This is a genomic window from Halobacteriovorax sp., from assembly GCF_048381875.1.
Taxonomy (GTDB): Bacteria; Bdellovibrionota; Bacteriovoracia; order Bacteriovoracales; family Bacteriovoracaceae; genus Halobacteriovorax_A; species Halobacteriovorax_A vibrionivorans.
Map to the genome: position 1 here is coordinate 666,574 of NZ_JBLXBP010000001.1, position 13,000 is coordinate 679,573.

Here is a 13,000-nt window from a genome sequence, read left to right on the forward strand (position 1 = left end):
GAAAATACTTGGAAAGAATAGATACTACAAAAATTTTACAATCGGGAGGACATGTAGCGTTAAAAATGGCATAAATGATCTGATTCAAGTTAACGTAAGTTAAGGAAATTATTACATGAATAATATTTTAACTACCATTTTGCTAAGTTTTGTCATCCTTCTAACTTCTCAGGTTCATGCTGAGCAGAATATGAAGTCCACAATCATGGCACTGCATGAAATTGACGACAAGGTAAATCAGACAACATTTAACAAGTCTGGTGCATATGAAAAATTAGCGCAATATCAGAAGATTAATGAGCAAGCAAAGAAGCTAGAGGCCATAGCAAGACAATATGCGAATACTCTTCATAAAAGAGCTGTAAATAATCTTCCAATAAAGGGCGAAGATCTCTCGATTATGAGGGCCCTTATGAACTCAACTATCCTCTTATTAGAGAAGACGAGTTTATTTACAAATACATTCAAAACATCTTCTAAAGTAAATGAAATTGCTACTGCCCAGCAACGACTAGCAAGTCTAATCGTTAAAATTAATTATGTTAAATTATACCGATCAGCAGTTGAGATCTTCTTTAAGAATAACGAGGTAAAGAAAGTTGCGGTTGAAATTTTTAATATGATCAATAATCCAAAACAGAAAGCTGTTATGGAGAAGTTCTCAGAGATTCCACAAACAGATCAATTTGCACAAAGCCTGCAATTTGAAGCTAATCGTTTTGTGGATAATCACTACTACTATTTGAAGTTACTTAATCCGACAGTAACAAAAGCCGTCGTAATATTAGAACAACACAATATTGAGCAAACGATACTAGGAAGAGCAATCCCAAAATTAAAGCTTCAAAATGTTGGAACATGGTTTGTTGAAATCTGGAATCGAACAACAAACTTTGTATCAGGTCTTTTTGGAAACTTTGTTGGAGCAATTCGCTTTCGTCATGGTTACATGAAAAACCATCAAGTTGCCGTTAATGAACTTTATAAAGTTTTAAGACCCCTTGATATTATTGCTGAAAAAACACCTTTTGCGGCAACAGACTTTTTCATTCCAGGACACTTTGGTCACATTGCCATCTATTTAGGAACTGAAGAACAATTAAAACAATACGGTTTATGGGATGCACCTCTTGTTCGCAAGTATCATCACCTTATCCGCCAAGGAAAAACAATTGTTGAATCGATTCGCCCAGGAAGCCGTATGGTTTCGCTAGAGGACTTTCTAGAAATCGATGAGATTACAATTATTCGCGACCGAAACATTCTCAATGATAAATGGCAAGCAAGAATGACTGCTGAAGTAGCACTTGAGCAGCTATGGAAAGAATATGACTTTAATTTTGATATCTCAACATTAGATAAGGTTGTATGTTCAGAAGTTCCATACCATGCATTTGGTTATAAGAGATGGCCAACAAGCTATGTTCTGGGACGTCATACTATTTCACCAGATGAAATCATTCAAAATGCTTTTACAAAAGGCTCTGGTGTCGATTTTATTTTATCACTTAAGGCAAAACGTGATCGTAGATTAAATCTTGTCTCTAAATTTGAAATGGCATCAAATCTTGATATCGATTACAATGCGCAAGAGGACCTTTTCACGAAGAAAGAAAAGAAATGTCGAACAGTTACGACATATCGCCATGCGAATAATCGTGCATCTCGTTACCATAGACGATGCACCACATATGATAAGCCTCTAATCTACAACGACCTGTAGTAAAGTAGTAAAAAACTTGCTAAATTAGAGGCATGACATACTATCTCTATCGGCCAGAAATATCGAGTTACCAAGGTGAAAGCTTTCGTATAAATGAAAGAGATGCCCTTAGTAAACTAGGGATAAAGTACGTCGACACAAGTATAGAGATACCTGATGGAAAGAAAGTTATCGTTATTTCCACAAGCTACACAAAGAATGAAGAAATTGTAGAATCTCTTTCTCATGCAAATATCTCACTTTGGATTCACCCAAACTCTGGATATGATAACTTCAGTTATAAATTCATTAAAGAAGCTCAGTTTCCAATTATTCTAGGAAATGAAATAAGAGCAAATGCCGTGGCCCAATTTTACATACAATCCCTGTTAAATCATCTCGGTAAGATTCCGATTACAAAAGAATGGGATGAATCGAGGCGGTTTCGACGAAACCTCTTAAACGAAAAGAATGTTCTAATAATTGGAAAAGGACCTATTGGCAGTAAAGTCGGACACACGCTTGAAACACTGGGAGGCAGAGTCAATTACTACGATCCATACCAAGACAAGTCGCATAACAAAAAATACTTCGCGCAGGCTTTAAAGACTACAGATATCCTTATTATTGCCTGTTCTTTAAATGAAAGTTCTCATCACATAATTAATGAAGAAGTATTCTCTCTTTTGAAAGAAGAGATCATTATAATGAATGCCGCAAGAGGAAAGCTTATTGACGCAGATCAACTTAATGATTTTCTAACTAAAAATCGTAAGGCTTTTGCCATCATAGATGTATTTGAGAAAGAACCAATCGAGTTTGCTACTTTTAAACATCTTTCTAATATAAAGCTTAGCTCTCATATTGCAGGTGTTTACAATGGAATAAATGAAGCAATAATTAATTTTGAAAAAAATATTATAAGAGAATTCATGCAAGATAACACTCTCAGTAAGTACGAGAATGCTCAAATGAAGAATCGATTAAAAGGAAATCTCTTAATTTAAATAGGAATAACGATATGAGTAACAAAGAAAATTTACTAAACGACTACCTTTGTCCTCCCGGCTTTGGCGTTTTTACCGTCAATACTGCAAAAGAAAGAAAAGATAAGCTCACTCAATCCTTATACCAAAGTACAGAAACTTCGGAAATTGAGAAAAAGTGGAGACAAAGTTTAGAATCTCTTTCACAAAAAGATGGATGCGCTATTTTAGGTGTCGCATCTGATTGTGGTGGCGGAATTCAAAGAGGTGCAAATTGGGGACCATTATTTTTAAGAAATACACTCTTAGAAGATCATCAAGAAGTCTACAAGGCATGTTTTGATCTTGGTGATATCAGAGTTATTCCCCACCTACTTCACGATAAATATCTTAATGACGAAACAATTAAGAGTGCTCAAAATGCACTCTATAAAGGCAAAGAATTAAGTGTATCACCTTTAAGTATTGCAAAAGCAAGTGTTGATGAAGTCTTTAAATTCAATCAAAACCTTAAGCTTTTTAGTATTGGTGGTGACCACTCAGTAAGTTTCCCTCTTGTTAAGGCATGGATAACAAACCGTCGCTCACTTGGTAAAAAAGTTGGCCTAATTCATTTTGATGCCCATACAGACTTATTACGTGAGAGACTTGGCATTGATTATTGTTTTGGTTCATGGCTTACACATGTACTGGATGACCTAGAAAGCCCTTCTCACTGTTACCAATACGGTATTCGTTCAACTGGTAAAACAAAAGAGCATTGGGAAAAAGAATTTGGAATCAACCAATACTGGGCAAAAGATGTGAAAGAAATAGGAGCAAAAGAGCTTGCTCTTAAATCAATCAAAGAATTACAAGAACAAGGCATCGAAGAAATATATATTAGCTTTGATATTGATGCTCTTGATGAGAGCGTAGCAAGTGCGACAGGAACTCCAGAGCCTGAAGGTCTTATGCCTCATGAATGTGCTATAATGATCAAAGAGTTTACTAATGCATTTTCATTAACAGGTGCTGATATGGTTGAAATTGCTCCACTTGTTGGGCTAAGCGAACAAGGATCCAAAACAACATTAGAAGTTGGTGCCGTAATGAGTGCTCTTATGATTGAGGCCATGACGAATGCCAATAATTGAGTTTCCACCAGTCGATATAGCAGATGAACAGGGTCTTCTTGCCATCGGAGGAGACCTTCATCACGATTCTCTACTACTTGCCTATCAAAGTGGTATTTTCCCTTGGCCAATTTCTGAAGAATATCCCCTTGCTTGGTTCTCACCACCGCAAAGAGGAGTTATCTTACAAGAAAACATACGATTTAATCGTAGTTTAAAAAAGTTTGTAAAAAAATGTAATTGGAAGATAAGTTTTAACCAAGACTTTTTGGGAGTTATCAAAGAATGTCAAAAAGTACATGCCAAATCAAATGATGGAACATGGATAACAGATGAAATTATTGATGGATATTACAACTTCTTCCACCAAGGTCTTGCTTATAGCGTAGAAGTAAAAAACGAAAATGGCGACTTGATAGGAGGACTCTACGGAGTGAAAATTGGACATTTCCTAAGTGGTGAGTCCATGTTTTTTAAAGAGACAAATGCTTCAAAGCTTGCACTACTAGGCATCTTAAGTATTCTTATTGAAGAAGGCATACCATTTTTAGACACTCAAATGGTTACACCTATTACAGAATCATTTGGAGCAACTGAGATTCCTCGAATAGATTTTATAAAGGCGATTACACCCTTATTTAACAAAGGTACTTTAAACCTTCCAACAACATCAATAAAAGCAAGTGAACTAGCGATTAAGCTTTCTTTTTAGCATTAATAAATAATGCTAATCTTTTAAAAAATATTAAGATACGAGACTTTCTTTTATAAATCGACTTTTTTAAAATCATTTAACAATCTCCTCTTCATCTAGGCCAAGAACATTCCATTCACATGCCATTTGAGGCAATGCAAATTTCTTGATGCGTCTTTTGAAGTACTCAAGATTAGTCACAGATGGAGAAATATAGTGCAAGCGATCAAACTTACCATCATCATTTAAATTTAGTACGAGACCTAGCTCTCCAGATGAAACTTGAGTAACACCTAAGAAAAGCCCAGATTTAGGCTCTATTTCACTATCCGAGGAAGGTGTTTGGTATTTTAATTTCACAACAGGATATTCTTCACAAATTTTAATGATATTCGAATAAGTATTTCTCAGTTCTTTAATACGAATAATTAACAACTCATAAGTAGAGCCATTTAGGCTTAAGAACTCTTGAGTGTCTAAATCATCATATTCATAAAAACTCTCAAATTTCTTTAAATTATAATGATAACCTAAGCTTTGTAGAGGATATGACTTTAGTGAATGATCAAGTGCCGAAAGATTTGAATTAAAATAGTCTTTATACTTTAAAAACAGCTCATTTCCTTCAACAACTTGATAGGCCTTATCTAATTCTTTTTCAAAATTATGAATGCAGTCTCTTATGTCATATAGCCATTTACGATCTTGCATCTCTAAAATGGCCTTTAATTGTTCAAGGTCTTTAATTCCATCAGGAGCAAAGAGTTGCATAATTTTATTATATTGAGATTTAAATATACATTTAAGTTCGGCCACAGAACTCTTTGCAAATGTCTTTTCAAGGCATTTAATATTTTCTAATGCGCTAAAAACTTCAAACGTAAACATTCTTTGAATATTTAAGTCTGTGCGCTTATTTTTATGATTTACATATTCATCAAATTCATAAAGTAATAACGAGGCCATTAGACGATTTGAAAAGCTTGTCCCCAACATTGAGTTGATGGCGTTTTCAATAGTCATTGTTTCAATATTTTTTTCAAAGCTTATATGATTATCAAAGTGAAATTTAAAAATAGAGTTTTCAACTTTATCAGAGTCCACATCAAAGATCATCTTTGATTTAGAAGCAGGATTTAAAAACTTTTGTAAGCTTACTTCAACACCTTCTCCTCTAAGGGGAGCCTGTTTAAAGTAAGTATTACATAATTCACTAGAGCCTGAATCCTTTTCAAAACGATACTTTTTTTGAGGAGTGATAATTTCTTCTTGAATACGATCTTCTTTTTGATAGAAATGAATTCCAAAGTTTCGATTTACTTCAGCTTCATGCCAAGTTAGTGCATTAAACAAGTGTCCATACGAAGACATTGTTTGCCCATAGCTCAGGCTAATTCCATAGAAGTATCTTTTGTGTTCCAATAAGTTTTGAAATTGATAAATAAGTAAGAATCTTCCGTTAAAGAGATCTAACTCATCTTTAATTTTCTGCGAATTCATTAAATCAAGACAAGTTAAACTATTAAAGACAATATGATCATTGTCTTTGAGTCTAAATGCTTCAAGAGCAAACTCAGACTTTGATAAAATACGAATAGAATCTAATATATTGATAAATTTCATTTAAAACCTAATTTAATTTAAACTTCACATCAACTGGAAAGACTTGTTTAACTTTAGTATTGTCACAACTCAATTTCTTACCGTTGAACCATACCCAATTATAAATCTTTTGATTGAATGTGTCTGCACCACTATCATATTCAATATAACGATAGTGTGGAGCATTTGCATTGGCCAAAGAAGCTAGTAAACTAATAGCAGATGGAAAAGCTCCCATTACTTCCCTATCATTGCAGCCTCTAATCTCCTTTGCTGAATCCACAACAAACTCCCCTTTAGAGTCTCTGATATTTCTAACCCATGAGCGACTTCGACAATTGTAATAATAACCAGAATCAGTTGCATATTCAAATGCACTTAAATATTCAATTAACCAATGTTCTTTCATCTGATTCTTAATATTAAAGTGACGGACATATTTACGACAAATTAAAAATTTATTCCAATAATTCTTATGATAATTTTGAAATCTCTTAGCGATTCCCTCTTTAGATTTAAATACCCTTAAGGCCTTATCATAAACACTTTGGCATGAATTTCTTAGGGTTGCTAATTCTTTATTTGTAAATAAATGTCCTGAGTTAATGACGTATTTTAAAGCTCTAGTTGGAAGAATTGGAGACTCTAAGCGATAAGCGCCTTTTGATGTACGACCGATATCATTGTGACCCATTGAATTTTCAAGGAATGCTTTAAAATAATCCCAATCAACATATTTCTTTAACGAATTAAGTCCATATGCTTTAGTAAGATCTTCATCAAGCATACTCTTTGCTATCAAAATAACCTCTGAGTCCCACTGGTTTCTCAAGTCACATAAACCACTCAAGCAACTCTTAAGGATAACACCACCTATAACTTGAACCTGAATTGTTTCTTCATTAGGAAACTTGCCATCAACGAGATATTTTAAATCGCCAAATACTGCAACTCGTTGAGGTCTTCCATTGCTTCCAAGTAGCCTTGGAATATAGGCCCAAGAAAAGTTTGGCCTATTAATAGATGAGGAATAATTTTTCCAGATATCTTCAGTTTTACAATAATTTCTTTCTTTGTAGAGACGGCCACTCACAAGATCAATGTCATATTGGAAGGCACTATCACGGGGCGTTGTAATAAAAACATCAACAAGGCGTTTTTTTACATCAATCTGTGGTGCAAAGTCGAAGAATAGATGACCAATTGTTCTACCTTCATAGTTTTTGTATGAAAATTTCTCACCTGCATCAAACCAACTTGGGTTAACTTCTTTCGTTGGAAGTACAATTTTTTTTGTTGCACAACCAATTATAGTAAAGACAAGTAAAAGAAAAATGAATTTAGTAGTTTTTTTGAATTGACAAATATACACATTATAGTCCAAAATCTTAAAACGCAATTAACGGTTCGGTGTTGGAATTGGTAGACAATCTGGATTTAAAATCCAGTGGGGGCAACCCCGTGCGGGTTCAAGTCCCGCCCGAACCACCATTTCTTTATTCTAATATTATCAACTTAACATTCAACTTAATCAAGCTCATTATTAGAAACATTAATTTCAGGATTTATTCAATGCGAAATTTATGCAGCAGATTTATTTTGATCGTCGTTATTGAGAATCTCTAACATACACTCACCAATAACTTCTAAGACTGTATCTGAAACTGCTTCAAAACGTATTCCTAGGCCTTTAGGTCTCTTTTGAGCACTTGTACGCATAATTGTAAAATCAACTGCTATTGCTCTTTCGAAGCGGCCTTCAGAGATAAAGATTGTTCCCATTGAATCTTGCGTAAAAACATCTTCAAATTGTGTCACCTCAATAAAGCCACCACTTAAAGAAAGGTTTGTTAAATAACCTTTAAATTCTTTTTGAACTCCGCGAATAGAGAACGAAACAATTTCTTGTAGGCCAACGCGATATTCAGTTCTTTCTATTAAGTATTTATTATTTTCTGGATTTTGCGCATCATCGAAGATCTTTTCTGCTTTTGTATTTAGCTCTAGGCAGTCTCTTGAAGGAACCCAAGAAGCTCCAACTTTCTTTTTCACAAGAGTGTCGCCTTTAATATTTCCTTTGATAAGATCTTCTAGCATCTCATCAAAGCGAAGAGGACCGACAACTCCAGCACCTGTATCATATAACCAAGTCTTCTTATTTGAGATTTCATAAGACTTACCACTTTTAAGGCCGTCTAGATTAAGACTTTCAAGCTCGTCATCATCTGATTGCGCTCGACTAGAAGAGGCCATCTCTAGTCCTCCACTTGAAATATCAAATTCACCAGTTACTTCTTCGCTGGCATCAGTCTCGTCAATAACAGGGCCGTCACTGATCAGGACATCTTGAGAGATCATATTAATCTTTGGCCTTAAATCTTCTTCAGGATGATTAACTTCTTGTGTTTCATTCGTAACTTCTAAAACTTCTTCTTCCACATTATTTGTAGGAGTTTGAGAAGCTTTTAATGAATATTCTCTGAAGTGTTCAAGCTCTCTTTCTGCAACTTCAAGTTTAGCATTTAAGGCCTTGGCCTTAGCAATAACCTTAGAAAGGTTCTTCTTGGCCAATTTATTCTCTACAGAAAGATTCTTATATTTAACTTTTAATGCTTCAAACTTTTTCTTGTACTCACCGGCATCGACTCCACTAGCTTCTATTTCACGAGCTGCTGGTTTTGGAATTTTCTTAATCGCATCACCAATACGTGTTTCAACTGCTTCCACCTTTACAGACATTTCATCACGTAATTGACCAACCTCTTCTTTAATTAGCCTAGAAATAATAGCTACTAACTCATTTTGGTCTGTACTTGGTGCTTCAACTTTTTGGATGATGGCCATACCTTCTGGCGAAGTTTCAGGACAATCAAAATCTGTAGGAGATTTTTGCAGGGCCTTTCTTACCACATCAGGAATCTGGTGCTCACTTAAATGACTCCATATCCTCTTTCCAGAATCAAAAGCATATTGGTTTGAAAAAACGACTCCAGACAACGCCTCAACATAGAGATCGTTGAGATCAACTTCCCTAAAATCTGTTAATGTGTCTGCAATAATAATCTTTTTCAAAGTCATCCTCTTTTACTACTCTTAGTATATCGGTAAGATATTAATTAAAGTTTAATAATAACAAAGGCTTATATTCAATTTGTTTAGTATAGTTATCAAGTTTTCCTAGAATTGGTTACTAAGTGACTGAAAATACTTATTTTAAAAATTTATGAACAATATAGAAAACGAAATAAAATTGGCAAAAATAGTTGGTTTTGACCTAAATAAGGTCTCTGAAATCGAGTCTCAACTAAATAATGGCCATTCACAAGATCAAGATAACCTCTACCTTCAAGGCCTAAAAGAAGAAGCGATCAATACATCTCTATTGGATTTTTATGAGATTTTAAAAGAAGTACAATCCAGAAGTAATGGAGAGGAAGTTACCATTTGTGATATTGGAGCATCCTATTGCAAAATGGCATTTGTGGCCCAGGCCTTTTTTCCTAAAATAACGATAGTAAGTATCGAGCCAGTAAAAGAGAGAATTGACTACGCCATCAATATTCTGGATTCATCAAAACATATCTTTTTTAACGACTACTTTAGAAAGACTCATGTCGAAAAATATCGCCCAGACTATATCTTTCTCTACTTTCCTGTATGTGATGCACTTGAGGAAATCTTAGAAATTATTGACTCACCTATTATCGCCATAGAGGCACACGGACAACTAATTAACCGATTAGGCCACGCATATAAGCATAAAGAAGTATTTACGAAACTTATTATGCCAAGACATAATCCAATGAGTTACTTCTTTAGCAAGCGAAGAGACAGTGAAGCTATCGTATCTTTAAACCGCATCAGCTCAAGCGCTGACGACCTTATGATAATAAATGATAGAAAGCCTTGGTTTGCAGATAAAGAAGGCCTAAGAGCTTATTTTGATGAGGAAGAGAAGATTACCATTGAACTTCAAAACCCTCCTCGCACAATCTACTTTAGTGACAACTTAGAAACAATAAAAAGCAGCGAGCTTGATACTAACGTTCAACAAATCATTTCCATGCGACGTGAAGGTAAGCAAATTGATGGATGCTATATTCGTAAGATTTTTGTGGATGGGAGTTTTGAAGTATCTTCGGGTGAAATAAAAAAGGCACCCTAAGGTGCCCTTTAAATATTTGCTTAGATGTTCAAAGGTTTTTTATCAAAAGCATCAAGAGCAGCTTCTTTGAATGCTTCAGAATAAGTTGGGTGAGCATGACAAATGCGTCCAATATCCTCAGCAGCAGCTCTAAATTCCATTGCTGTTGCAGCTTCTGCAATTAAGTCTGCAGCACGTGGACCTACGATATGAACTCCTAGGATCTCATCTGTTTCTTTATCAGCTAGAACCTTTACGAAACCATCAGACTCATTTGAGGCACGAGCACGTCCACTTGCTTTAAATGGAAACTTCCCTGATTTATAAGGAGTCTTATTAGATTTAAGCTCTTGCTCTGTTACACCAACTGAAGCAACCTCTGGCCAAGTGTAGACGACACCAGGAATAAGGTTGTAATTGATATGTGGCTTTTGACCAGCGATGATTTCAGCACAAACAACACCTTCTTCTTCCGCTTTATGCGCAAGCATTGGCCCTGTTGTCACGTCACCAATTGCATAGATATGAGAAACGTTAGTTCTTAGATGATCATCTGTAATAACACGTCCACGCTCATCAAGGTTTACACCAGCGTTCTCAAGACCAAGCTTGTCAGTATATGGACGACGTCCAACGGCCATTAGGCAGTAGTCACCTTCTAGCTTAATCTCTTCTTCATTCTTCTTATTCTTGGCCTTAACGTGAACTTTTGCGCCTTTTCTAACAACTTCAGTTACACCATGACCAGTATAGAATTCCATTCCTTGCTTCTTAAGAACTTTTCTCATCTCTTTCGAACAGTCCTTATCCATTGTTGCAAGAATTGAATCAGCATACTCAACAACAGAAACTTTTGATCCAAGTCTTAGGAAAACTGAACCAAGCTCTAGTCCAATAACTCCCCCACCAATTACGATGAAGTGCTTTGGAAGAGTCTCAAGCTTAAGAGCTTCTGTTGATGTGATGATTCTTTCTTTATCAATCTCGATTCCAGGAATTGTTGCAGGCTTTGAACCTGTTGCAATAATAAAGTTTTTTGCCTTAAGAGTTTCCTCTTTTTCACCTTCAACTTTAAGAGTGTGAGCATCAACAAATGATCCAAACCCATGGAAAGTTTCAACTTTATTCTTCCCCATAAGGTATGTGATACCACCTGAAGTATCTGCGACAACACCAGCGACACGTTCTGCCATCTTTTTTAGATCGGCCTTAACTTTACCAGTTGTGATTCCGTGCGCCTCAAACTCATGAACTGCTTCATGATACTTCTCACTTGAATCAAGCCATGCTTTTGATGGGATACAACCAACATTTAGGCATGTTCCACCAAGAGTATCGTACTTTTCAACGATCGCTACTTTCATTCCTAGTTGTGCACAACGAACAGCACTGATATATCCACCAGGACCTGAACCAATTATAACAACATCAAATTCTTTACTCATATTTATTCCTTTCTACGGGTGCCATGCACCTTTTGTTTCGCATGTGCGAAACAAAAGGTGCATGGCACCCTACATTTTAGATATCTAGAAGCATTCTAGCAGGATCTTCTAACATTTCTTTTACCATCTTAAGGAATGTTACTGATTCCTTACCATCAATAATTCTGTGGTCATAAGATAGTGCAAGATACATTACAGGGTGAATAACAACCTGTCCGTTAACAGCTACAGGTCTTTCAACAATATTGTGCATTCCTAGAATCGCAGATTGAGGAACGTTAATAATTGGCGTTGAAAGCATTGAACCGAAAACACCACCATTTGTAATGGTAAATGTTCCACCAGTCATTTCGTCTACTGTAAGCTTTCCATCACGACCTTTAAGAGCAAGTCTTCTTACTTCTTTTTCAATTTGAGCAAGACTTAAGCTTTCAGCATTTCTAATAACTGGAACAACTAGACCTTTTGGAGTTGATACCGCGATACCAACATCTGCATAGTCGTGATAGATGATATTTTCACCATCAATCTGTGCATTAACACCCTTGATTTCCATAAGAGCTTTTGTACATGCTTTTGTGAAAAAAGACATGAACCCAAGTCCGATATCGTGCTTATCTTTGAAAGCATCTTTATACTTCTTACGAAGCTCCATCACGTTATACATATCAACTTCATTAAAAGTTGTTAGCATTGCCGTTGTATTCTTAGCTTCCACAAGACGCTTAGCGATTGTCTTACGGATACGCTTCATTTTTACTTCTTCTTTTCCTCTACTTGCTCCACCCATAGGTGTTTGTGTTTCAATTTCAGGAGCTGGAGCAGCTTTTGCAGCTGGAGCCGAAGCTGGTTTAGAAGCTTTTGCATTTACTGCATCATTCTTTGTTATGCGGCCATCTTTCCCTGTTCCATTTACACTTGTAGCATCAATTCCTTTTTCTGCAAGAATCTTTGAAGCGGCTGGAGATGGATAATTCTTATCTCCACCTTCAGGTGCATTTGCGGCTGGAGTTGTAGGAGCTTCAGTTGAAGTTGGAGCATCATCACTTGAACCTTGTTCTGGAGCAGAAGCTGAAGTATCAAGCTCAGCAACTACGGCACCAATTTCAAGCTCTGCACCTTCTTCAGCGATAATCTTGATTACACCACTTTCTTCAGCAGGAAGAGGAAGTGTCGCCTTGTCTGATTCTACTTCAACAAGTTCGTCACCTTCGTTTACAAAGTCTCCATCAGCAACAAGCCACTCTCCAAGAGCTACTTCTGTGATTGATTCTCCAATTGGTGGAATAGTAATTTTTACGATTGCCATTTT

General features: G+C 35.9%; 10 protein-coding genes and 1 tRNA gene. 6 read left to right on the forward strand and 5 right to left on the reverse strand.

From position 1 onward, the window contains the following. Positions 1-115: 115 nt before the first annotated feature. From ACN5L8_RS03140 to aat, 4 genes are read left to right on the forward strand one after another with little or no spacing between them, the layout of a single operon-like run. Positions 116-1,723, forward strand: a complete 1,608-nt coding sequence (locus ACN5L8_RS03140; protein ID WP_419172275.1) for a YiiX/YebB-like N1pC/P60 family cysteine hydrolase — start codon at positions 116-118, stop codon at positions 1,721-1,723. A 32-nt stretch (positions 1,724-1,755) separates the two neighbouring features. Next, entirely contained in the window at positions 1,756-2,709 is a 954-nt protein-coding gene (locus ACN5L8_RS03145) for an NAD(P)-dependent oxidoreductase (protein WP_419172276.1), read from the forward strand. A gap of 14 nt (positions 2,710-2,723) precedes the next feature. Then, positions 2,724-3,824, forward strand: coding sequence for an arginase family protein (locus tag ACN5L8_RS03150; RefSeq protein ID WP_419172277.1), 1,101 nt, complete (start codon positions 2,724-2,726; stop codon positions 3,822-3,824). Next, on the forward strand, positions 3,811-4,515 hold the full coding sequence (gene aat / locus ACN5L8_RS03155; RefSeq protein WP_120405013.1) for a leucyl/phenylalanyl-tRNA--protein transferase: 705 nt from the start codon (positions 3,811-3,813) through the stop codon (positions 4,513-4,515). Before ACN5L8_RS03150 ends, aat begins: the two co-directional genes overlap by 14 nt. Before the next feature lie 75 nt (positions 4,516-4,590). Here aat and ACN5L8_RS03160 read toward each other — a convergent pair whose 3' ends face one another. Continuing rightward, complete coding sequence (locus tag ACN5L8_RS03160) at positions 4,591-6,120, reverse strand: hypothetical protein (protein ID WP_419172278.1); 1,530 nt, start codon at positions 6,118-6,120, stop codon at positions 4,591-4,593. A gap of 7 nt (positions 6,121-6,127) precedes the next feature. Next, a complete protein-coding gene (locus tag ACN5L8_RS03165) occupies positions 6,128-7,471 on the reverse strand; it encodes a hypothetical protein (protein ID WP_120405015.1) in 1,344 nt (447 codons plus the stop codon). A 32-nt stretch (positions 7,472-7,503) separates the two neighbouring features. Here ACN5L8_RS03165 and ACN5L8_RS03170 point away from each other — a divergent pair. Beyond that, positions 7,504-7,590, forward strand: a tRNA-Leu gene (locus ACN5L8_RS03170). Between the two features lie 90 nt (positions 7,591-7,680). Here ACN5L8_RS03170 and ACN5L8_RS03175 read toward each other — a convergent pair. Further along, positions 7,681-9,171, reverse strand: a complete 1,491-nt coding sequence (locus tag ACN5L8_RS03175) for a PilZ domain-containing protein (protein WP_419172279.1) — start codon at positions 9,169-9,171, stop codon at positions 7,681-7,683. Between the two features lie 151 nt (positions 9,172-9,322). Between ACN5L8_RS03175 and ACN5L8_RS03180 the strand changes: the two genes are divergently transcribed. After that, positions 9,323-10,264 (forward strand): hypothetical protein, encoded by a 942-nt coding sequence (locus ACN5L8_RS03180; RefSeq protein ID WP_419172280.1) that lies wholly within the window; start codon positions 9,323-9,325, stop codon positions 10,262-10,264. A 20-nt stretch (positions 10,265-10,284) separates the two neighbouring features. Here the strand turns inward: ACN5L8_RS03180 and lpdA are convergent, their stop codons facing one another. Beyond that, on the reverse strand, positions 10,285-11,688 hold the full coding sequence (gene lpdA, locus ACN5L8_RS03185) for a dihydrolipoyl dehydrogenase (RefSeq protein ID WP_120405018.1): 1,404 nt from the start codon (positions 11,686-11,688) through the stop codon (positions 10,285-10,287). A 76-nt stretch (positions 11,689-11,764) separates the two neighbouring features. Then, complete coding sequence (odhB, locus tag ACN5L8_RS03190; protein ID WP_419172281.1) at positions 11,765-12,997, reverse strand: 2-oxoglutarate dehydrogenase complex dihydrolipoyllysine-residue succinyltransferase; 1,233 nt, start codon at positions 12,995-12,997, stop codon at positions 11,765-11,767. Between the last annotated feature and the right edge of the window lie 3 nt (positions 12,998-13,000).

Coding starts and splice junctions, on each gene's coding strand:
- ACN5L8_RS03150 (WP_419172277.1), top strand. CDS start 2,724: ATGAGTAACAAAGAAAATTTACTAAACGACTACCTTTGTCCTCCCGGC.
- ACN5L8_RS03160 (WP_419172278.1), bottom strand. CDS start 6,120: ATGAAATTTATCAATATATTAGATTCTATTCGTATTTTATCAAAGTCT.
- ACN5L8_RS03145 (WP_419172276.1), top strand. CDS start 1,756: ATGACATACTATCTCTATCGGCCAGAAATATCGAGTTACCAAGGTGAA.
- ACN5L8_RS03180 (WP_419172280.1), top strand. CDS start 9,323: ATGAACAATATAGAAAACGAAATAAAATTGGCAAAAATAGTTGGTTTT.
- odhB (WP_419172281.1), bottom strand. CDS start 12,997: ATGGCAATCGTAAAAATTACTATTCCACCAATTGGAGAATCAATCACA.
- aat (WP_120405013.1), top strand. CDS start 3,811: ATGCCAATAATTGAGTTTCCACCAGTCGATATAGCAGATGAACAGGGT.
- ACN5L8_RS03140 (WP_419172275.1), top strand. CDS start 116: ATGAATAATATTTTAACTACCATTTTGCTAAGTTTTGTCATCCTTCTA.
- lpdA (WP_120405018.1), bottom strand. CDS start 11,688: ATGAGTAAAGAATTTGATGTTGTTATAATTGGTTCAGGTCCTGGTGGA.